The sequence below is a fragment of the Desulfogranum marinum genome, from assembly GCF_963675105.2.
Lineage (GTDB): Bacteria > Desulfobacterota > Desulfobulbia > Desulfobulbales > Desulfobulbaceae > Desulfogranum > Desulfogranum marinum.
In genome coordinates this window covers 155,916-176,148 of record NZ_CAXXRO010000002.1, presented here as the reverse complement: position 1 = coordinate 176,148, position 20,233 = coordinate 155,916, and the positions used below count along the sequence as shown (strand labels likewise).

Here is a 20,233-nt window from a genome sequence, read left to right as displayed (position 1 = left end):
AAGGTGTCAAGAGTGCCTTGTTTATAAGTACAATTTTTTGTACAAAATGACCCGGCTACTCTTTTTGACTCACTCCTGCTTCTGCAAAAGTGCTCACATCGGTAAGAATAGCTGTTGCTGCTTCTAATGCATGCATAGCGAATGCTGCACCTGTTCCTTCGCCTAATCTAAGATTAAGATCAAACAAGGGCCTCAAATGCATTTTCTGCTGCATAAAGCTATGACCAGGCTCTACGCTTTTATGGGCACAAATTATATAATCACGAACAAAAGGTTCTATCAAATAAGCGATTAACGCTCCTGCAGTTGAAATAAACCCATCCACCACCACTGGCTTTTTCAACGCAGCTGCACCAAGAATTAAACCAGCAATCCCACCGATTTCATACCCACCTAATTTTGTCAACACATCGATACCGTCTTTGGCATCCGGTTTATTGACAGCAATTGCCTGTTTGATAACACCTACCTTGTGCGTCAACTGTTCATCGTCAATACCAGTCCCTTTACCAGTAACCTCCTCAACAGTTTTCCCCGTAACGACCGCTGCAATAGCACTGCTCGGTGTTGTGTTGCCGATTCCCATTTCTCCTGTACCGAACACATCAACATCTACGGCAAGTGCAGAAGCTATTTCAATACCTGCTTCAACAGCCATAACTGCCTGGGTTTTGGTCATGGCTGGGCCTACCATTATATTCTGTGTACCTTGAGCAATCTTCTTGCTTAAAAAACCTGGAGCGTTTTTGATTCCTTCAAATGTATCCATAGCTCCCATGTCAACCACCAACACCTCAGCCCCTGCCTTGTTGGCCAACGCATTAATGCCTGCCCCTTTGTTCATAATGTTGTGCACCATCTGGGTAGTTACTTCTGCAGGGTAGCCTGACACTCCCTCCGCAGTCACACCATGATCCCCTGCCATAACCACCATTTTTTTCCTGGCAACAGGCGGCGTCATGCTCCTGGTCATTCCCGCAAGATCTACGGCCAGATCCATAAGATCTCCCAACGCCCAGTGCGGCATGGTCAGTTGATCTAAACGAGCCTTTGCTTTATCTCTATAAGATGAATCCTGGGGATATATATTGCGGCAAGTAGATTCCAAATACCCAATTTTCTCTTTTTCCTGCATTCTGCTGTCCTCCTGACAGTATGTATACAAATTTTATGCGTTGCCCAGGCGATACACCTCGGGAATTTTTTTACAATTAAACACCTTCAACCAATGATCTATCATACAACTTGCCAACTCCATACTCACGGCGACGTTGAAATTTTTCAAGGGGTGGCCCAATGAGCTGCATTTCAGGATTTTGCTGGAGCATCTCTATGGCTATATCCATTTCCTTGGTACACCCGGTAGAGTAGGTAGCATCTTTACCGCTCCATTCCGGGGGTACCATTTTCTCCATGAGGGCAAAGGATTTTTCCACATCAGCAACACTTTGAAAACGCCAAATGTCTATGGTCCCTGATCGCTGAAAAATCTCCCACATATACATGATGTCATCAGCATCCATCCCTTCTTCAAAATGTTCTGCCGGGTTGATTATTATCACATTGTGGAGGGTCGCACGAAGATGCTTAACAAACACGCTCAAAATGTCTTTTGCTGTTTGCAGTTGACCGGGAATAGAGCCGACTATGGCTGAATAAAACATCACCTTCTTCCCCTGTTCTTTTTCTTTTTTCACCATACTGACCATCTCCTCTGCTTTCCTTCGCAGAGCAGACTGGGGAAAACGAATTGTCGCGGCATGGTGTGGCTTCAGCTGCATGTCAATATGTCCATCATCTCCAGGAATTATGGAAATAATATCGCGTGTAAACTGAAACCTGTTATTGATAGTTTCTCGGCAACCAGGACTGCGACTGATCAAAAGGTCAGCCTCTTTAAACGACCGCGCAAAGGTAACCGACATTAAAAGCGGATTAAATGGCTCACGAGTCCCATCGGAAACCACCAGTAACCTGTTATCGCTGTCAAGATGCTTAAGTAGCTGATTTTTTGAAATAGCCGAATCATAAATAAAAGTAGCGTCATCCAACAAACTTTCAAGGGTAGTGTCTTCCAGGAGATCGATGAATGAAACTCGGTGGTAATAAAAATCCTGCTTCACAGCCAAGATAATCCGTATCCCCAATTTCATGAGATTTCTGATAATCGCTAAATCAAAAACTATCTCCCCAGACCTGCCTGCGAGCCATAGTATACAGGGACGCCGTCTTCCGGAAAGTACATCCCGAAGCCAATGCTTTAGCCAATCCCATTGACTCCCCTGCAGAGCTTTATTCATGACCTTTTTCAACGTCTGTTCATCCGGCGGCGTATCATGTTTCCAGATAGTGCGCATAGATGACAATAATAGAAGACGTTTTAGGCGCAGCAGGTGAAGCTGCAAGTCGATATCAAAAAGCGTGGTTTCTTTCTCGATTTCAAGCCCTTCAAGGGATTCAAAGGCTGTCTTGAAAGCTGCTGATTCCATAAAAGCCAATACCCGCTTATTTTCAACCTCCTTTACTTCAGCTAATGGACGATCAATCTCACTGATGGTGGTGAAAATACCCAGCAACCGTTTTTCAAGCCTTCCTGGAAGGTGGACTTTGTTGGAAATTTCGTTGTTGTATTTTATAGAAAGAAGGCTCAACAGATATTGTTGTTTGTAAGAATCCGTTATAACCTCACGCACCAACCGCTCCAGCCTGCTCCAGATAGTGATGTATGCCGAGGTCAGCATTGTCTCGGCACGTTTTTCAATAATCGCGCTAAAAAGAGCATCTGAACAAGGGTAATAGAACTGTTCGCGCTCGAGGTGAACCATAAAATTCAACTGCTCGGGAGACGCGACCATGTCGGGAAAAGTTTCGTATGCCAGGTGGTTCTCCGTATAAAAATTTGTCACCCATGCGTCTCTGTCGGCATTCAAGCCCCTCTGATAAGGGATCATTTCCGTCATTACCCTCTCCTTTCCAGCTTGAGCAATCTTATAATTTCACTAGATATTTGCGCAACACTCTTGCCTTCAACATCGATAATGTGATCTGCCGACTTGCGATACTGCGGCAGCCTACTGTCAAATAGTTCTTTGGCCTTTTTTATATCGCTTAACAATGGCCGTTTTTTTATTTTTTTGGTTGCATTTGGATGCGCCATAATTTTCTCCACAATGTATTCAACGCGCCCATGAAGATAAATAACAATTCCAATATCACGTAAATTTTCAACTTGATGGAAGCCGCCACCAGTTGAAATAAGAGTGCCGGTAACGTGTTCATTCAGCCAATCAGCTACCTTCTGTTCAAGTCCCCGAAAAACGGGTTCCCCTTGATCGGCAAAAATTTTGCGTATTTTCTTTTTTGCCATGGATTCGATGAGATCATCTGTGTCAATGGCAACTAAACCTGTATCCTCGGCAAGTGCTCGCGCAGTTCTTCCCTTGCCGACTCCCATAAAACCAATGAGTATAATGTTGTCCATACACCTGTATCTCCATGCTTTCAGTATAATTTGTATATACAAAAACGGGGCAAAATCCGTCCTTAAATGGTATTTAACGCCACCCTGCGTTGCGCAGCTATCTCTTAGAATTTTTCATGAACTTTTTGTTTACAAACTCAATTAATTGATATTTTTGCTTAAAAATAAATTGCACGATTAACAGTCTTTTTTTGGTTTTCAAACAAAAAGCTCCCCCTTCGGGTTAAGGTTACTTTTATAGGGCGACAATTAACAGTAAACAATAATCCACAGCTGGCTTTCTATAAACTATCACCACAAAAAACCAAGAAAATCTTTATTAAATATGACTGGTTACCATTGCTCTTGAAGAAAAATAGATTATTGTTTTTCTGTAAGCTGATATGGTATCATTTTTTGCAACTACTCTTTATATTCGTTGCGGTTAATTACATCCAAGTACATTTTTTTTAAAAGGAGATCAGTAGCAACGGCTACCGCACAATCCCAGCATTCGCGCTTACCGGAAATAACAATCGCTCTTTCAACTTCAGCAGAGGCAGATTATGACCACATTTATTTATGGAATTCTAGAAAGCGTCGGCTTTACCCACCCTCTTCATCCTGCAGCAACTCACATTCCAATGGGTATGGTTATGGGCTGTTTTTTCTTTGGCCTTATCGCCTGGTATTTCAACAAGCAGGACCTGCGAAAAACGGCCTTACATTGCTCTGTTCTTGCCCTGATATTTATTTTTCCAACCATCATAGCCGGCATTCTTGATTGGCAATATTTTTACGGCGGCACCTATCAACCGCTCATCGTTATTAAAATGGTTTTAGCAGCAGTACTTGTCATACTGCTCGGTCTTTCTATCAAAATGAATAGGGGAGGTACTGATCCCAAAACACTGTTTATTGTTTATGTCTTTTGCCTTGTCTGCGCTACTGGTCTCGGTTTTTCAGGCGGCGAACTTGTATATGGCGGTTAACAACACCATAATAAAAAAAAGGAGATTTTTCATGACGTTATCCAAATATGCCTCTGTCTTGGTGTCACTGTTTGTCTGTACATTGCTCTTTACTGCCCAGTCTTCAGCAGCAGATTACCAGCATTCCGTCACTGCCGACAAGATGCGTTTCGATTGGTCGATCAATGGTGATGTGCTTGCAGTAAAACTGACGGCACCCACCAAGGGCTGGGTTGGAATTGGGTTTAATCCCAGTAAAAAAATGAAGGACGCAGATTTTATTGTCGGCTATGTCAAAGGCGGCAAAGTTTCCATTTTTGATGAATTTGGGACCCAGGCCACCCAACACGGTCAAGACACGAAAAGAGGCGGTAACAATGATGTGACAGTCGTCGGAGGCTCCGAACAGGGCAAACAGACAACACTGGAGTTTACCATCCCTGTCAAATCAGGGGATTCCCTTGATGCAACCCTTGACCTTCAGGGAGATACGGTGGTGCTTTTGGCCTACGGCCCTGACAGAGATTCAACCCGCATGAAACATACATATCACAAAGCGATGATAGTCAATCTTAGTAATGGCAGTGTAAAAGAGTGACAACTCCTGCGTATGCAATTTTTCCAGTGAAAAGAGTGCACCACCTCCTCATCGTGGTGTACTCTTTTGTCATCTCCAACATAAAACCAACAAACGGCATGCAGCTTATATTGAGATTGTGTTTTTTCCTAGTACTAATGCTTGCGCTTACCTCGCCCAATATGCCTCTGGCAGAGGAAGGGCAGATGCACAAGAACCATCAGCAACATGAGAGTCCAATTGAAATGGACCATAGTGAGCACGCTGCTCATGACCAACAAGGCCTCTCTCTTCCTGAGCAGCAATCAGTGGCTCCTGAAGAATGGGTGACGGAAAAAACAGGTCAGTTTGTTCCACTGGAAGCCACTTTTAAAGATGAGAAAGGCAAAGTCATAACCCTTGCCGAACTTGTAGATCGGCCGACGTTACTCCTCCCTGTCTATTATTTTTGTCCAAGGGCATGCTCATTTGACCAAGCTAATCTGGCAGAGGCAATAAAAAAAACAAGCCATCCGAAGGGTTCATTCCGAGTAATTTCAATGAGTTTTAACGAAGTGGAACCACCTGAAGCCGCTGCTATTGCAAAACCAAATTATACAGAGTTACTTGGCCCAGATTTCCCAGAGGATGGTTGGGTATTTCTCACCGGCGACAAAGAAAACATTCTTCGTGTTACCAATGCTATCGGCTATACCTTCAAAAAGCAGAGTGATCATCTATTTATCCATCCTTCTGCACTGGTGGCCCTGAGTAGCGAAGGACAAATTATCAAATACATTTACGGGTCTTTCCTGCATGGCGATGTTGACCTCGCCCTTGCAGAAGCTGAAAAAGGAACACCGGCTACTTCCATTCGCCGTTTTCTCTCTTTTTGTTTCAACTACAGCCCCAAACAAAACCAAACTATTTTCACTATTCTTAAACTCTCAACAGTAACCCTGCTAGTTGCAGGTTTTTTCTATTTTGTTTTCTTTTTCCTGCGCAAAAAAAATAATCAGGATTGAAAGGTGTTTCCATGCCAACTATACACTCTTTTTTTGATACCCCCTCCCCTGCTGGACTCACAGGAGTCAAGGCATGGTTACTAACCCATGATCATAAACGGTTGGGCATCATGTATTTATGGGCCGTGCTGTTCTGGTTCACAGTTGCTCTAACCGTAGGTTTTCTTCTCCGCATCGAATTAATGACTATCGGAAAAACCATCATGTCGGCAGAGATCTACAACTCTGCATTTACCCTGCATGGCGTTATCATGATATTTCTGTTTGTCATCCCTGCTATTCCCGCTATCTTCGGCAATTTTTTTCTTCCGATCCAACTGGGCACCAATGATGTTTTTTTCCCGCGGTTAAACCTTCTTTCCTGGTATCTGTATATGTTTGGTGGTCTGCTGGCAATCATATCGCTTTTTACAGCTGGGGGTTTCCCGGATACCGGCTGGACCTTCTACGTGCCTTTCAGCGTCGGTACCAACAACAATGTTCCCCTTACGGTTTTTGCTGCCTTTATTCTGGGGATGTCGTCTATGCTTACCGGGCTTAATTTTATTACAACGGTCCACCGGATGCGTCATAAAGCCATGGGCTGGATGCAAATTCCTCTTTTCACATGGTCTTTATATGCAACGGCCTGGGTGCAGCTATTGGCCACACCTGTTATCTCCATCACTCTATTGCTGGTCATCTTTGAAAGAGCATTCAATATCGGCCTTTTTGACCCTGACAAAGGCGGAGATCCCTTGCTGTACCAACACCTCTTCTGGATGTACTCCCATCCAGCGGTTTATGTGATGATTCTCCCCGGCATGGGTGTCATCTCGGAAATTATTCCCACCTTTTCTCGAAAGGCCATCTTCGGTTATAAAGCCATTGTTATCTCTTCATTGGGGATAGCGGTTGCCGGCTCACTGGTATGGGCACACCATATGTATACCAGCGGCATGAGCGATACTGCTGTATTTGTCTTTTCATTGCTTACCTTCCTGGTGGCTATCCCAACGGCAGTCAAAGTATTTTCATGGGTGTCGACGATGTACAAAGCATCCATTGAGATGACGCCACCTCTCCTCTATGCGCTTGTATTTATATATCTTTTTTCAGTTGGAGGACTAACTGGACTGGTTTTGGGAGCAGCGGGTACGGATATCCATGTCCATGACACTCATTTCGTAGTTTCCCACTTTCACTTTACCATGTTCGGCGGTACCGGGTTTGCCTTCTTTGCGGCGCTTCACTTCTGGTGGCCCAAAATGTTCGGCATCATGTACAACTTCAAACGTGCTTACATAGCTGCGACCTTGGCTACAGTAGGTTTCATGTTCCATTATGTTCCAATGTTTATTCTTGGCATGCAGGGTATGCCGCGTCGGTACTATGACTATTTGCCGCAATTTGCACAAGGCAATGCCCTTGCCGCTGCTGGTGGATTGCTGCTCTTTGTCGGCATTATGTTGATGTTGATAAACCTTGTTTTAAGTTTCAGAAAAAGGGAGATTTCTTCCATCAACCCTTGGGGTGGGGTTACCCTTGAGTGGACAGTCCCTTCACCGCCACCATTACATAACTTTGTTGCTGAACCCAACGTAAAAGAATATCCCTATGATTTTTCAGAAATCCTGACCGCTGAAAATGCAGGCAAAAAAGGACAGGTTACCCCCTAAGCCACTTATCACTATTCAATTCGGTTAGGAGAGATTTTTATGGAAAACAAGAGTGACTTTACTGGCATAAGAATTGGCATGTGGCTTTTTCTTTACACAGAAATCATTCTTTTCGGAGGGTTGTTTGTTCTCTATGCCGTGTACCTGCACATGTACCCCGATGATTTCGTATCCGGGGGCAAACAGCTCGACAGGGTTATCGGCGCCCTGAACACGGTCATTTTGCTCATCTCGAGTTTTACTGTGGCAGCCTCCATTACCGCGATCCGAAAAAACAGCAAAAAGCTTTCCCTGGGGTTGCTGGCTTTTTCCTTTCTATGCGGTGTTGTCTTCCTGGTGAACAAGTATTTTGAATGGGGATATAAATTTCACCACGACATTTACCCTAACTCTGAAACCTTGACCAGCGGCCCTCCTGGTGAAAATATCTTCTTCGGTCTCTATTATGTGATTACAGGCCTCCATGGCCTCCATGTTATTATCGGCATGACCCTACTTGCTGTCAGCTTTATATGGGTGGCTAAGGGCAAAATAGAGCATAATAACTTTGCCATGCTTGAAAATTCAGGCCTTTACTGGCATTTGGTCGACCTTATCTGGATATTCGTTTTTCCTCTATTTTACTTGGTGTTATAAGATTGTAAGGAGTGGTTATGCAAAATGATGCACCTCAGCATTTGATGGGATACAAAACCCTGGCAGCTGTTCTTGCAATCCTGCTTATGCTTACAGGGATAACCGTAGGCGTCAGCTATGTTGACCTCGGCATTATGAATGTTCCCTTAGCTCTTGGGATTGCTTCGACCAAAGTTACATTTGTCCTTTTATTTTTCATGCATCTAAAATACGAAGGCAAAGCCATTAAAGTTTCTTTTCTATGCACCATTTTTTTCCTGGCAATAATGATAAGCTTTACATTCTGGGATGTAGCATTCCGATAATATTGGAGAAAAGGTATAAAATATGGATCCTGTATTAGGGGTAGATCGCGCATTCTGGTATATATTCATTGTTTCTGCGATATTTCTGGCGGGCATAACCGTCGTCATGGTCTATTTTGTCTTTCGGTATCGCCGCGCTAAACACCCTCAACCTGCAGATATTAGAGACAACTGGAAACTCGAACTTCTATGGACAGTCATCCCCACTATCATTGCTCTTTCAATGTTCTGGGTCGGCTGGCAGTCATACACGGGCCTACGTAATGTTCCAGCCGGCGCAGTGCAGATAGAGGCTTTAGGGCAGATGTTTTCCTGGATTTTTATTTACGACAACGACAAAGAAACAGAAAATGAGTTGGTTGTCCCGGCCCATACACCTATCAAGCTCAATATTGAGTCTCTGGATGTGTTGCACAGTTTCTATATCCCTGCTTTCAGAGTCAAAGCAGATGCCGTTAAAAACTTTCCTACTTATGTCTGGTTTAGAACCAACGAGCCCGGACAATACGACATTTTATGTGCCGAATACTGTGGATTGGATCATTCTCAAATGGTTGCCAAGCTGACTGTCCTCCCTAAAAATCAGTACCAGGAATGGCTCGATCAAGAAGATGAGTAGCACGATCAAGGCAAGCTCCCCTTTTTTTGCCTTTATAGTGCCCTGGCTGCAGCTAATAAAAGGGGTACTTTGTATACCCATCGCTCTTTCAGCAGGCTTTGGTTATATCCTGTATACTCGCACGATAAACGGTACTCTAGTCCTGCTCACTCTGGCTATGTTTCTCCTGGCCTGCGGATCTGCGGCGCTCAACAGTCTGCAAGAAAGAAAGATCGACAGGCTCTACCAAAGAACGAGCCACCGCCCGCTTGTCACGGGTCAACTCTCGCCCGCTATGGTTATACCTTTTCTCGGCAGTCTGATAGCCGTCGCCTTTTTATTGCTATTAACAATCGATGCAACGGCTAGGACTTTATTACTGGGCATACTTGGAGTTATCATCTACAATGGCCTGTATACTCCGCTCAAGCATCGAACCAGCCTCTCTCTTCTGATTGGTGGCCTGGCAGGATCACTTCCACCTGTCATCGGCTGGTGTGCCGCTGGAGGCTCGATAGCTGATTACAGAATAGCAGCCATTGCCACTTTTTTTTATCTCTGGCAGGTTCCTCATTTTTTCCTCATATTATTAGTACACAAAAATGATTATATCCGTGTCGATCACCCTAATTTAGCAGTTGCCCTCTCTGAAAACAAACTACGGCGGATAACGTGGATTTGGATTTTTGCCTATGCATCAGTTGGTCTCATCATTTCAAGCTTACCCGGATTTCTCACCATTTTTTCAAGATGTTCCACCGGCACAATCGCCCTCCTCACTGTGGGGCTGCTTTCTTTTCACCTCGTGCTTCGTCCTTCTCCATCTCATTACAGCCGTCTCTTTCAAGTCCTTAACATTTCTTTTTTCTTCAATATTTCACTGATTGCAATTCTAGAAATCTTGTAACTGTTCTGCAATTCTCCAGATACGCGCAAGCAGGCTGGTCAACCATGGAGTAATGGACTATTTTGGGCCATACTATGTTCATTGGCTATGTGCAGATTGAGTGTTGCTGAAGGGTCACGATCTTTCTTCCTTCCTCAATGCACTTAGCCAATGAACATACTCTGCGCCCACAGTTTTCCATGAATGGGGTGTCGTGAGAGCCTGACTTTTTTCCTGGCTCATCTGCTCATTACGATCGATCAGATCACCCAATCTTTTTTTCAACTGATTCTTTTTGTAGCGAAACTCCACAGGAAAAAGTTCTTGATATGCCAAGCGATCAGGCACCAAAGGCACACAGCCTGCCCGTACGGCTTCAAGTACAGACATACCGAAAAATTCATGGATGGCTGTTGAAACCACAATGGTTCCTCTTTGTAACATTTTATAATACCGGGTCCGATCAGGAACATAACCAAAATGGAGCAAATGCTTTGCAAGCCTGGTCTTTGCCTTGTCAAATATTTCCGGACTATCCTGGAACGTTTCCCCTAAAACCAAAAGCTGAAAATCAGCCCCTTGCTCGGAAAGCTCAAAAAGCGTAGAGAAAAAAGAGTTCGGATTCTTATCATGCTCCCAGCGATGATTCCAAACTACGACAGGACTGGTTGGCCTATCTGTTCCTTGCCCAAGGGCATCAATAGGCGAGAAGTCCATTCCAGGAGAAATCACAGTCGATTTTTCAAAAAGATCATTGACTAAATGATGCAAATTTACATCAGCAGCTTTTTTAAGGTAACGCCTAATTCCAGATAAAAAAGTTGATCGATTATACTCACTATTAAAGGCCAGGCTATCTGCACACAGCGCTGAAGTAAAATTAATGGCCGTGAACTGAAAACGCGCCTGATCCTGGGGCCTGGAAGGATAGGCAAATTGATTCTCATGAAAATAGATGGCAACAGGAAGCAAGATGCCCCTGCCGGCCAATAAGGAGCGCAATACAGCAACATCTATAAAGGTAGACGTGAGTATTCCATCGAATCGGTACCCGTTTTGAATAAACCCAATTATCTGTTCAGCCATCCAGGGAGCAGCAAGCTGCATTCTCATTTTCCACTTTCTCGCCGGGAGGGTTAACAAAGTGAAATCCTGATCACGTAATTCTTTTTGCAAGCCCTGGATAAATATTTTGTGGGAACCGCCGTAATAAGGCTCAATAATAAGGTAATGTTTTTTTAATGATTGCATGGTTTACACTCAAGACCTTTCTAAAAATGACAAAGCAGAATAACGCTTCAGGAGCACTCTACGGAGCCTACGCTTACTTTACGCACCACCATGCTGTAAAAAGGAGCATCCTTATCATTATCCAGCCTGATTGCATGTACCAGGAGCACTGCTTGACAAGTTGCAAAGCAAAATATACAACCCGGAAAATCAAGCTTTTCTTTTTCTTCACTTTTTCTATTTAGAACTGGCTGTTCTTGACTGACATCTCTCAAAAGCCTCTGCTCTCACGATATTTTTTATGCGCAGTTAAAATATTTTTGCAAAAATAGGCTTGGAAAAGTTCTTTTGCACCTGTACATCGTCATTTTTTTGCCGTATATTTGCTTGATACACAACTTATTATTTTCTGCTATCATCATGTATTCCAATCAGGCATCAACACATACAGCGCTTTTACCCTCTCTGGGTGGTGGCTATACATCAGGCCAACTCAAATCGCAACCAGCTCGAGAGATCAGTGTACCTGTGCCGGCGTCACAGGCTGATCTTACTAAAAATACAGGCACTAATGAAACGCTTGATCGTATAACACTGTCACCACAAAGCAGACACTTGGCTGCCGGATTGGCGCAAAACAAAGATGATGCCCAAGGGGAGAAACAGGACACAGCTGAAAACCAACCTCGCCAAAACAACCAGCAGACAGCACAACTCAACGCTGAAAAACAACGTGCTGTTGAACAACTCAAACAGCGAGACATGGAAGTTCGCAGTCACGAACAGGCGCATCTGGCAAATGCAGGCCAGTATGCTGCAGGCAGTGCACAATATACCTACCAAAAAGGACCCGACGGCAAAAGGTATGCCGTAGGTGGCGAGGTGCCGATAGATATAAGTAAAGAAAGTACCCCAGAAGCCACTCTTCAAAAAATGCAGACTGTTCGAAAAGCAGCACTGGCCCCGGCAAACCCTTCTTCAGCAGATCGACAAATAGCTGCCACCGCCACTCAGAAAGAAGCCCAGGCAAGACAGGAAATGCAAAAAGCCAGTGCAGATGAATCAGCTGCCCGCCCTTCAAAGGAACTTGAAACGACTGTCGAGTCAACAGAGCCTGAAAACAGTGCAACTACGCCCTCATTATCCCGACAAGCTTTTACAGCTGTTGCGTGAACAGTCATCTTACAACTTTGCAACATAGTACTTAAAGCTCGTTTAACATTTATCCGCTACCCTTGGCTTCTTGTACAGGGTATTCTTTTTTGACCCCGGAAATATACAATGCAACCAACAGAATTTGTACAGGGACTCTTCCAATACATCCAGGACTCCCCCACCCCCTTTCATGCTGTGAAAAACAGTGAGGAAATCCTCTCCCTCAACGGATTTCAACGACTTGACGAGGCTGCCTCCTGGCAGGGACTTGAACCTGGTGCCTATTACGTAACCCGTAACCGCTCCAGCCTCATTGCTTTCAACCTGACCCAACCACCTCACCCACACCAAACTTTACGAATGGCAGGAGCCCACACAGACAGCCCCTGTTTAAAAGTAAAACCCCAACCACTTATTACAACTCAATCCTGCATTCAGATTGGGGTCGAGGTCTATGGGGGAGCGCTGCTCAATCCATGGTTTGACAGGGATCTCTCCTTGGCAGGCCGCCTGACCTGGAAGCCTCAACAGGGACCAATACAGTCTGGGCTCATTGATTTCAAAAGACCGGTCGCCATTATTCCCAGTCTGGCCATTCACCTTGATCGAGAAGCAAACGACAACCGTTCGATCAACAAGCAAAATGACATTGTTCCGCTGGCATTAATGGCTCACGACGACATAACGCCGGATTTCCACGCCCTGCTCAAAGAACAGCTTGATATGGATTGTCCTGCCAATCAAGCGACCTCCATACTTGACTTTGACCTGTTTTTTTATGATGCACAACCACCTGCTCAAGTCGGTTTTAATAAAGAATTTCTGACCAGTGCAAGGTTTGACAACCTTCTCTCCTGCTATGCACTGATAAAAGCTGCAACAATGACCGAAGCACCACAGGATTTTATGATTGTACTCAATGATAACGAAGAAACAGGTTCTGTATCCACCACCGGTGCCCAAGGCTCGTTTCTGCAATCCGTCCTTGAACGCCTCTACCCGGAGCCGGCTCATCGCACCCGGGTGACCAGCAGGTCGCTGTTTATCTCCGTGGACAACGCCCATGCCGTGCACCCTAATTTCCCAACCAAATATGAAGGGAACCATTTACCAAAACTCAACAGAGGACCAGTACTCAAAAAAAATGCCAATCAACGATATGCATCCAACAGTGTCACCAGTGGTCTGTTCAAATTGATATGCGAGAAAGCAGAAGTACCTGTGCAGGAATTCGTTATGCGAAATGACATGGCGTGTGGATCAACCATCGGCCCCTTAACCGCTGCAGCCATCGGGGTGCCTACAGTTGACATCGGGATCCCGTCCCTGGCCATGCATTCAATAAGGGAAACCGTAGGTAACCTGGATGGCTGGTATCTTTCCGAAGTACTGTCCGGATTTTTCCAGGAACAGCAGGAACAGCTTCGCCGGCAGGATGTATAATGCAGAGATATCTTTCCCGCAGACTCTCCTATCTGCTCATATTCAGCTTGCTCTATCTCGTGTACACTGCAGATGCCAAAGCAGCGCTGTCACAATATGTTAGAAAACACAGGAACATATCCGTTACTAATCAACAGGCCGCCAATGTGGCCAGGTTTAATCATCTTATTGAATATTTCAGCTCTTTTTCTTATTTCAAGCCTCGTCACAAGGTAAATGCAAATTTCATCCGTGCGCTCATGCTGGCTGAATCCAATGGCGACCCAAGGGCAACTTCCAGTAAAGATGCGAAAGGACTCTGTCAAATAACATTTCCTACAGGCAAACAGGCGGCCAGTGAATTAGCCAAAAAAGATATAAATTTTCGGTATGTCAGCAAGCGTAGACTGCTCAATCTTCGCCCCCAGGATCTGTACAACCCATCCATAAATATCCTGCTTACCTGTTACCTGATATCCAAATACAATTACAATTTTCAAGGCAAGCTGGATTTGGTCGTAGCAGCCTGGAATGCAGGTGAATACTCGATCACCAACAATCGCCCTCCCCAGTATAAAGAAACCCTCAACCTCATTGGCAAGGTCAACGGCTATTTTATTTATTTCCTAAAAAATAAGCGCTGATTACCAGCTTTTTTTTAGACAGATCAGGATCTATCATCGTCAACGACATGCCAGTTTCACATACAAACAGTGTATAATTGAACAACCCGAATTTCTCATGAACCTTTTGATTTCAAACTCAATCAATTGATATTATTGTTTAAAGAGTAATTGTACAATTAACAACCTGTTTTCAGTTTTAAATCAAAAAGTTCCCCTTCGGGCTAGACACAATGCTCTCATAAGCAATCTTAACGAAGTTAACAACTGGTCAGGATTTTACCCGCATACAGCCTTTCCTGCGACCCAGCCGGTACTGAAAGCTGCCTGTAAATTATATCCTCCTGTATCAGCTTGTATGTCCAGCAGTTCGCCGACAATATACAGGCGCTTACTCTTTTTCGACTCCATGGTACATGGATCTATCTCCGCTGTTTTAACCCCTCCTGCAGTAACGATGGCTTCTTCAAGGGAACCATAGCCGGTAATCTCAAATCTAAAATTTTTAAGCCAGTGTCGTATTTTTTTTCTAGCTTGAGCAGGCAGCATAACCGCAGTCATATTGTGATCGATCTGAGCATAATCAAGGCAAGGCTGGATTAACTCGCGAGGCATAAGTCCCCTAAGAAAGCTACTCATAGGATCATGGGGTCGTTTTTGCAGGTCTCTCTGCATCCGGGCTTCAAGCTTAGCATCGTCAAGCGCAGGTTTAAGATCTAAAATGACAGCCACCTGTGCTCTTGAACGTAGTGCATCTACAACAAGGGAACTTAGAGTGAGTATAATCGGACCGGAAAGGCCATTTTTGGTAAAACTGAGTTCACCAAATGCTTGGGTTTTTCTCTTTCCATTGATGAACAAACGGGCATTGATATTTTTTAATTGCAGTCCGGCTAAACCGTTACCAATCCTTTCCGCGGTACGGAGTGGGACCAGCGCTGGGCGAGTAGTAACGATGGTGTGACCAACAGATTGTGCTAAACGATACCCATCTCCAGTGGAACCGGTGCGCGGATAACTGGCTCCACCAGTTGCCAGAATAACGGCATCAGCATATATTTTTTGGTTATGGCCGCACACCACTCCTGCAACTTGTCCTTTTTTCACCAGAAGGTCTACAACCGAAATCTCTGTGCGTAAATCTACTCCCGCCTCTTTGACCCAATCGACCAATAGGCGAGCAACAAGGGGCGCATCACCATCTGCTGGAAAAACGCGTCCTCCTCGTTCAAAGCCGATTTTTAAGCCACGCTTTTCAAAAAATGCTATAAGTTCACCTGAAAAAAACCGGCCAAATGCTTGCCTGAGAAAACGGCCTGATTTACCAAAATGATCGATAAATTCGACAATGGGAGCCGTATTAGTAATATTGCAACGCCCCTTGCCGGTTATCCGAATTTTTCTGGCCGGAGTTTTCATCTTTTCCAGTAAAATGACATGCGCACCGTTAGTTGCGGCTACACCAGCAGCCATTAGTCCGGATGCACCTCCGCCTATGACAATTATTTTTTTTTGAGCCATTATAAAATGTGTTAAACGAATAAAGGGGAAAATAAAGAAATCTAAGGGAGCAACTTTTTTTGGGAACGACGCTCATGCGCTTGCATTGCAAAAAAAAACTTATCTGCAGGATAGAGCACTCTTTATCACATCTCCTTGTTTACTGTTACTCTTTTCTGGTTAGAGGGCGTCTTGAATAATTAAATTTTTCGTCCACAATTGAAACAGACGAAAAAAAAATAGCCACAGGCATATACATTGGTTACCACAGTGCCCCTTACCGCAGAAGATAAAATTTTGGATGTTACAAGGAAGTTGGATGGATTAGCAATTTTTCAAGATAGCTTTATTGTTTGTTACGAGTAAGTCATCCCTGTCTTGACTTCATCAAGTACAGACCTCACCGAACGACCTAAATCTTCCATAAGGACAGGTTTTGCAAGATACTCGTTAACGCCTAAAGCAGAGGATTTATCAATATCGAGCTGCTCACTGAACCCGGTCGTAACTATAACCGGAATTTGATCATTAATCTGCCTCACCCGTGCAAGCAGTTGCAGTCCTGTAAAATGAGGCATGGTAAGATCAGTTATGACTAAATCTATCCGGTCATGAAGGTTACGAAATGCCTCCAATGCTTCAAGACTGCTCACTCGCATGGTTACCTTATAGCCCATTCTTTCAAGCATGTTTTTGGTGACTTCTGCAACAGATTTCTCATCATCAACCAAAAGAATATGCTCGTCACCTCTGGGAATTGGCCCATGCACATTCTTATTGGTGGAACTCTTTTTCTTCATTTCAATAACAGGAAGATACACAAAGAAAGTGGTTCCTTTTCCCACCTCACTTGTTACTCGGATACCTCCACCATAGCCTCGCAAAATACCATGTACTACGGACAACCCAAGGCCGGTTCCCTTGTTCCTTGCCTTGGTACTGAAGTAGGGATCAAAAATCTTATCAATGGTCGTTGTATCCATCCCATGTCCGGTATCTGCAACGGTAAGACAAAGATACCGCCCGGGTGAGAGTGTTTCATGGTCGCAATCATCAACCCCTAAAAAAACTTCGCTAAGTTCAAGCTGTAAAGTACCCTTTATATTTTCCATGGCGTGAAAACCATTGGTAATCAAATTCATGATCACTTGATGTAACTGGGTGGTGTCAGCCATAACCAAAGGCAAATTAGCCGGGATTTCCTGGGCAAGCGTAATAGTCGCAGGCAAAATAGGACGAATAAGCTGCATAACTTCTTCAATAACCTTTTCCATGGAAACCGGTCTTATTTCCTGTTTCACCTCTCTACTAAAGGTTAGAATTTGCCTGACAAGATCACGCGCTCTTTTGGATGCATCCAGTATCCGATGACAATGCTCCTGCATTACTTCATTATTGCCGGCTTCAAGTAACATTAACTCAGCTCTCCCCATAATGGGAGAAAGGATGTTATTGAAATCGTGAGCAATTCCACCGGCGAGACTTCCTATTGCTTCTAATTTCTGGGTTTGCTGTATTTGTTTTTCATACTCCTTTTTTTCCTGCTTGAGTTGGGTCTGCTCCGTAATATCAATAACTGAGGCGTATACTTTCTCCCAGTTTTGCTCGTAGCCAGCTGCAACAACAGCTCTTAATTCAATGGTCAGATTTCTACCAGACAACGTACGATCAGAAATTGTCACGTCAAAGGAGCCGCAATCGAGAAACCCCAATATTTCTTCTTTGATAATCCACTCTGACCCCTGAGGTAAAATATCCTTTATTCCTGACAAATCGTTTTTATCGTCAATCTCATATAAATCAAGCGTGCGCGCATTAACATCTGTAACCTTTATCTTATCAGCACACACTCGCAAGGCCTCTGGGTGCATTTCAAAATATAACCCAAAATCCTGTACACCCTCAGCCTGAAGGTCATCAATGTAGCTCTTTACCTCTGAAAGGTCCTCCTCCCATAACGAAATAGGCGATTGTTCAAAAATAAGATGATATCGCGCTTCAGCCTTTTTTAATTCTTCATTTTTTGTAAAAATAACTTTCTTGTTTCGATAGTTGAGAACAAACAATAGAATCAAAAGAATGATAACAATGGTGAGTCCGCCTGTGACGAATGCAGGTCTGTAAGACAAATCAATATATTCGGTGAAGTTCCTTAGTAAGGAAAGAAAAAAATCACCGACAGAATTATAACTCATTGTTTAGTTGTCTTGTTTCGTTGCTAAAAAAAAATAACCGATTCAACCTTTGTAACTCCCTCAAAGCAGCTATCGAACGCTGCATACCTCTTGTCTTGTTGGATTGGAAAAAGTTGATCCACAGAACCGGCACAAAGAGAACTTCCCAAAAAGCAAAAAAGGATGAGTATCAAACAAATCCTATGCAGATGGAGCACTGTTGAATTGAGAGAGATCGTGTTCACAATAGTACGAACCACAATATAAATTGAAAGAAATCAAGTAAAAGCATTCTCTTTTATCCTAGGACGGAAAGGCATTTTTTGTCAAAATTAAAAACAGGAAAAGTTGCTATTTAAACAGCAATTTTTACGTAATAAAAATGGAAATACAAAATGAGTGATGACAGAAAATACCACGTTACCCTCTTTGTCTTTGCATTTCGACAAGGCATAACCTTTCCCCACCAAAAATAACAACAAACACACCTCCACCTTTCCCTTTTCCCCTGTACAGCTAACGGCCCCGTGGATAATGAGAATTTTAGGGCACGATTGAGGTATGGAAAAAAATACATGCGATAATAATTGTTTTCGGATTATTCGCTTACATCCGTAGTAATTTCCTAAGCATAAAGGCGTCAGCACTAGGCTCCGAGATATTGGACAAAAAGGCTATCAGGTAAAATGACCTTATACCTGTGCTCTGCTTTTCAGTCAGATAGTGCGCAGGTAGGATGTTGCTGAATAGTTACCTATTTCTTTTTGTTTTTTTCCTGTTATATTGTAGACAAAGAGTTCATCTTTACGTTCTTTCATTTCAAGACCCCTTTGTCTATATATGGCCCTCATGTTGTAAGGAGAAAAAATTCATGGCAATTTTCAAATACCAGGCAAAAGACCTTTTTCAATGGCTTACCGAAAAACAGGATATCGTTGTCCTCGATGTTCGTAACGATAAAGATTTCAAACGATTTCAGGTTGAAAGTCCTTATTCTTTTGAAATGCTCAATGTCTCCTATTATGACTTTATGGAAATAGAAGAAGAGTCGGTCAATCGGGTACCAAAAAACAAAAAAATAAAGATAGTATGTGCTAAAGAAGGGTCAGCCAAATATGTCGCTGAAATTTTAGAAAAAAATGGATTTAAAGATGTTGGATACCTTGCAGGCGGCATCAAATCCTGGGGCAATCTTCTGGTCCCCAAAATAATCGAAAAAAATGACACCTACGAGCTCTACCAGTTTATTCGACCAGGTAAAGCATCGTGCAGTTACGGGCTCATAAGCGGCAAGGAAATCATGTTTTTTGATCCCTCACGAGCTATTGATTTTTACCTGGATTTTGCAAAACAAAAAGGATGCACAGTTGTCAGGACCTTTGAAACCCATCTGCAGGCAGATTATATTGCTGGAAGCCGTGATATAGCAAATACAACCGGCGCTATCTTTCATGCCAACGAAAAGGACTTTCAAGGATCTAAAAACCCCTATAAGCCTTTGGTGGACGGGGAAACATTCACCTTCAGCAATGGGGGAGCGCAGGTGAGAGTCTTGTTCACTCCAGGGCACACGCCGGGATCGACCTGTTTTATCATTGATGAAAAGTATATCATCTCCGGTGATATGATTTTTATCAATTCTGTCGGAAGACCCGACCTTGGCGGTAAAGCAGAAGAGTGGGCACACCTGCTTTATGATTCAATCCAGCTCATCAAGCAACTTGATCCGGAGCTCAACGTCCTTCCTGGTCATTATATTGACTGGGCTGAAGCCAATGATGATCTTGTATTTACCCTCCCTTTACAACAGGTGTTAGCTCGAAACAAAAACATATACGATATCAAAGAGTTAAACGAATTCATTCAATTCATCAAAGACAATATGCGTCCCCAGCCGGAGGAATATGCTAAAATCCGCCTGGTAAATGCCAACCTTGAACAGTTTGAAGACGATAAACAAGAAGAACTTGATCTCGGAAAAAATGAATGTGCGGCATCTGCCTATGCCAAAACGCAAGCGCAGTAACAAATGTG

The 20,233-nt window shown here is 43.7% G+C and carries 18 protein-coding genes; 12 read left to right on the top strand and 6 right to left on the bottom strand.

The window, feature by feature from the left end:
• Positions 1 to 55: 55 nt before the first annotated feature.
• From cobT to ACHZCY_RS01550, 3 genes are all read right to left on the bottom strand, one after another.
• Positions 56 to 1,135 (bottom strand): nicotinate-nucleotide--dimethylbenzimidazole phosphoribosyltransferase, encoded by a 1,080-nt coding sequence (gene cobT / locus ACHZCY_RS01560; protein ID WP_205223255.1) that lies wholly within the window; start codon positions 1,133 to 1,135, stop codon positions 56 to 58.
• A 76-nt stretch (positions 1,136 to 1,211) separates the two neighbouring features.
• Complete coding sequence (locus ACHZCY_RS01555) at positions 1,212 to 2,960, bottom strand: ARMT1-like domain-containing protein (RefSeq protein ID WP_205223256.1); 1,749 nt, start codon at positions 2,958 to 2,960, stop codon at positions 1,212 to 1,214.
• The gene (locus ACHZCY_RS01550; RefSeq protein ID WP_319547605.1) at positions 2,960 to 3,481 is read right to left on the bottom strand and encodes a shikimate kinase; all 522 of its coding nucleotides are present in this window, start codon (positions 3,479 to 3,481) and stop codon (positions 2,960 to 2,962) included. The genes ACHZCY_RS01555 and ACHZCY_RS01550 overlap by 1 nt, the downstream gene beginning before the upstream one ends.
• 545 nt (positions 3,482 to 4,026) lie before the next feature.
• Here ACHZCY_RS01550 and ACHZCY_RS01545 point away from each other — a divergent pair.
• The 8 genes from ACHZCY_RS01545 (at position 4,027) to ACHZCY_RS01510 (ending at position 10,116) form a co-directional block, all read left to right on the top strand.
• Complete coding sequence (locus ACHZCY_RS01545; protein WP_205223258.1) at positions 4,027 to 4,452, top strand: DUF2231 domain-containing protein; 426 nt, start codon at positions 4,027 to 4,029, stop codon at positions 4,450 to 4,452.
• Between the two features lie 31 nt (positions 4,453 to 4,483).
• On the top strand, positions 4,484 to 5,029 hold the full coding sequence (locus tag ACHZCY_RS01540) for a DOMON domain-containing protein (protein ID WP_205223259.1): 546 nt from the start codon (positions 4,484 to 4,486) through the stop codon (positions 5,027 to 5,029).
• 185 nt (positions 5,030 to 5,214) lie between these two features.
• Positions 5,215 to 6,012: an SCO family protein gene (locus ACHZCY_RS01535; protein ID WP_319547604.1), complete on the top strand. Its 798-nt coding sequence runs from the start codon at positions 5,215 to 5,217 to the stop codon at positions 6,010 to 6,012.
• 11 nt (positions 6,013 to 6,023) lie between these two features.
• Complete coding sequence (locus ACHZCY_RS01530; protein ID WP_319547603.1) at positions 6,024 to 7,670, top strand: cytochrome c oxidase subunit I; 1,647 nt, start codon at positions 6,024 to 6,026, stop codon at positions 7,668 to 7,670.
• Between the two features lie 39 nt (positions 7,671 to 7,709).
• Entirely contained in the window at positions 7,710 to 8,306 is a 597-nt protein-coding gene (locus tag ACHZCY_RS01525) for a cytochrome c oxidase subunit 3 family protein (protein WP_319547602.1), read from the top strand.
• Positions 8,307 to 8,323: 17 nt separating this feature from the next.
• On the top strand, positions 8,324 to 8,611 hold the full coding sequence (locus tag ACHZCY_RS01520; protein WP_205223263.1) for a cytochrome C oxidase subunit IV family protein: 288 nt from the start codon (positions 8,324 to 8,326) through the stop codon (positions 8,609 to 8,611).
• Positions 8,612 to 8,633: 22 nt separating this feature from the next.
• Positions 8,634 to 9,230 carry a cytochrome c oxidase subunit II gene (coxB, locus tag ACHZCY_RS01515; protein ID WP_205223264.1) on the top strand — a complete coding sequence of 199 codons (597 nt, stop codon included), beginning with the start codon at positions 8,634 to 8,636 and terminating at the stop codon, positions 9,228 to 9,230.
• Positions 9,223 to 10,116, top strand: coding sequence for a protoheme IX farnesyltransferase (locus ACHZCY_RS01510; RefSeq protein ID WP_205223265.1), 894 nt, complete (start codon positions 9,223 to 9,225; stop codon positions 10,114 to 10,116). The genes coxB and ACHZCY_RS01510 overlap by 8 nt, the downstream gene beginning before the upstream one ends.
• A gap of 114 nt (positions 10,117 to 10,230) precedes the next feature.
• On the opposite strand, the gene ACHZCY_RS01505 is transcribed toward ACHZCY_RS01510, so the two are convergent.
• Complete coding sequence (locus tag ACHZCY_RS01505) at positions 10,231 to 11,346, bottom strand: tRNA-queuosine alpha-mannosyltransferase domain-containing protein (RefSeq protein WP_319547601.1); 1,116 nt, start codon at positions 11,344 to 11,346, stop codon at positions 10,231 to 10,233.
• Positions 11,347 to 11,712: 366 nt separating this feature from the next.
• On the opposite strand from ACHZCY_RS01505, the gene ACHZCY_RS01500 reads away from it, so the two are divergent.
• The 3 genes from ACHZCY_RS01500 (at position 11,713) to ACHZCY_RS01490 (ending at position 14,546) form a co-directional block, all read left to right on the top strand.
• Positions 11,713 to 12,498 carry a putative metalloprotease CJM1_0395 family protein gene (locus ACHZCY_RS01500; RefSeq protein WP_319547600.1) on the top strand — a complete coding sequence of 262 codons (786 nt, stop codon included), beginning with the start codon at positions 11,713 to 11,715 and terminating at the stop codon, positions 12,496 to 12,498.
• Positions 12,499 to 12,606: 108 nt separating this feature from the next.
• Positions 12,607 to 13,923, top strand: coding sequence for a M18 family aminopeptidase (locus ACHZCY_RS01495; protein ID WP_205223268.1), 1,317 nt, complete (start codon positions 12,607 to 12,609; stop codon positions 13,921 to 13,923).
• Complete coding sequence (locus ACHZCY_RS01490) at positions 13,923 to 14,546, top strand: lytic transglycosylase domain-containing protein (protein ID WP_205223269.1); 624 nt, start codon at positions 13,923 to 13,925, stop codon at positions 14,544 to 14,546. The genes ACHZCY_RS01495 and ACHZCY_RS01490 overlap by 1 nt, the downstream gene beginning before the upstream one ends.
• Before the next feature lie 258 nt (positions 14,547 to 14,804).
• On the opposite strand, the gene ACHZCY_RS01485 is transcribed toward ACHZCY_RS01490, so the two are convergent.
• Both ACHZCY_RS01485 and ACHZCY_RS01480 read right to left on the bottom strand, forming a co-directional pair.
• On the bottom strand, positions 14,805 to 16,046 hold the full coding sequence (locus ACHZCY_RS01485; protein ID WP_205223270.1) for a BaiN/RdsA family NAD(P)/FAD-dependent oxidoreductase: 1,242 nt from the start codon (positions 16,044 to 16,046) through the stop codon (positions 14,805 to 14,807).
• Positions 16,047 to 16,381: 335 nt separating this feature from the next.
• Entirely contained in the window at positions 16,382 to 18,220 is a 1,839-nt protein-coding gene (locus ACHZCY_RS01480) for a hybrid sensor histidine kinase/response regulator (protein ID WP_319547599.1), read from the bottom strand.
• A gap of 850 nt (positions 18,221 to 19,070) precedes the next feature.
• Between ACHZCY_RS01480 and ACHZCY_RS01475 the strand changes: the two genes are divergently transcribed.
• On the top strand, positions 19,071 to 20,225 hold the full coding sequence (locus ACHZCY_RS01475; protein ID WP_205223272.1) for an MBL fold metallo-hydrolase: 1,155 nt from the start codon (positions 19,071 to 19,073) through the stop codon (positions 20,223 to 20,225).
• Positions 20,226 to 20,233 lie beyond the last annotated feature (8 nt).

Bases quoted from the DNA above. Each gene is read 5' to 3' on its own strand.
- ACHZCY_RS01510 (WP_205223265.1), top strand. From the start codon at position 9,223: ATGAGTAGCACGATCAAGGCAAGCTCCCCTTTTTTTGCCTTTATAGTG.
- ACHZCY_RS01525 (WP_319547602.1), top strand. From the start codon at position 7,710: ATGGAAAACAAGAGTGACTTTACTGGCATAAGAATTGGCATGTGGCTT.
- cobT (WP_205223255.1), bottom strand. From the start codon at position 1,135: ATGCAGGAAAAAGAGAAAATTGGGTATTTGGAATCTACTTGCCGCAAT.
- ACHZCY_RS01550 (WP_319547605.1), bottom strand. From the start codon at position 3,481: ATGGACAACATTATACTCATTGGTTTTATGGGAGTCGGCAAGGGAAGA.
- ACHZCY_RS01530 (WP_319547603.1), top strand. From the start codon at position 6,024: ATGCCAACTATACACTCTTTTTTTGATACCCCCTCCCCTGCTGGACTC.
- ACHZCY_RS01475 (WP_205223272.1), top strand. From the start codon at position 19,071: ATGGCAATTTTCAAATACCAGGCAAAAGACCTTTTTCAATGGCTTACC.
- ACHZCY_RS01555 (WP_205223256.1), bottom strand. From the start codon at position 2,960: ATGACGGAAATGATCCCTTATCAGAGGGGCTTGAATGCCGACAGAGAC.
- ACHZCY_RS01545 (WP_205223258.1), top strand. From the start codon at position 4,027: ATGACCACATTTATTTATGGAATTCTAGAAAGCGTCGGCTTTACCCAC.
- ACHZCY_RS01505 (WP_319547601.1), bottom strand. From the start codon at position 11,346: ATGCAATCATTAAAAAAACATTACCTTATTATTGAGCCTTATTACGGC.
- ACHZCY_RS01480 (WP_319547599.1), bottom strand. From the start codon at position 18,220: ATGAGTTATAATTCTGTCGGTGATTTTTTTCTTTCCTTACTAAGGAAC.
- ACHZCY_RS01535 (WP_319547604.1), top strand. From the start codon at position 5,215: ATGCACAAGAACCATCAGCAACATGAGAGTCCAATTGAAATGGACCAT.
- coxB (WP_205223264.1), top strand. From the start codon at position 8,634: ATGGATCCTGTATTAGGGGTAGATCGCGCATTCTGGTATATATTCATT.
- ACHZCY_RS01540 (WP_205223259.1), top strand. From the start codon at position 4,484: ATGACGTTATCCAAATATGCCTCTGTCTTGGTGTCACTGTTTGTCTGT.
- ACHZCY_RS01485 (WP_205223270.1), bottom strand. From the start codon at position 16,046: ATGGCTCAAAAAAAAATAATTGTCATAGGCGGAGGTGCATCCGGACTA.
- ACHZCY_RS01495 (WP_205223268.1), top strand. From the start codon at position 12,607: ATGCAACCAACAGAATTTGTACAGGGACTCTTCCAATACATCCAGGAC.
- ACHZCY_RS01490 (WP_205223269.1), top strand. From the start codon at position 13,923: ATGCAGAGATATCTTTCCCGCAGACTCTCCTATCTGCTCATATTCAGC.
- ACHZCY_RS01520 (WP_205223263.1), top strand. From the start codon at position 8,324: ATGCAAAATGATGCACCTCAGCATTTGATGGGATACAAAACCCTGGCA.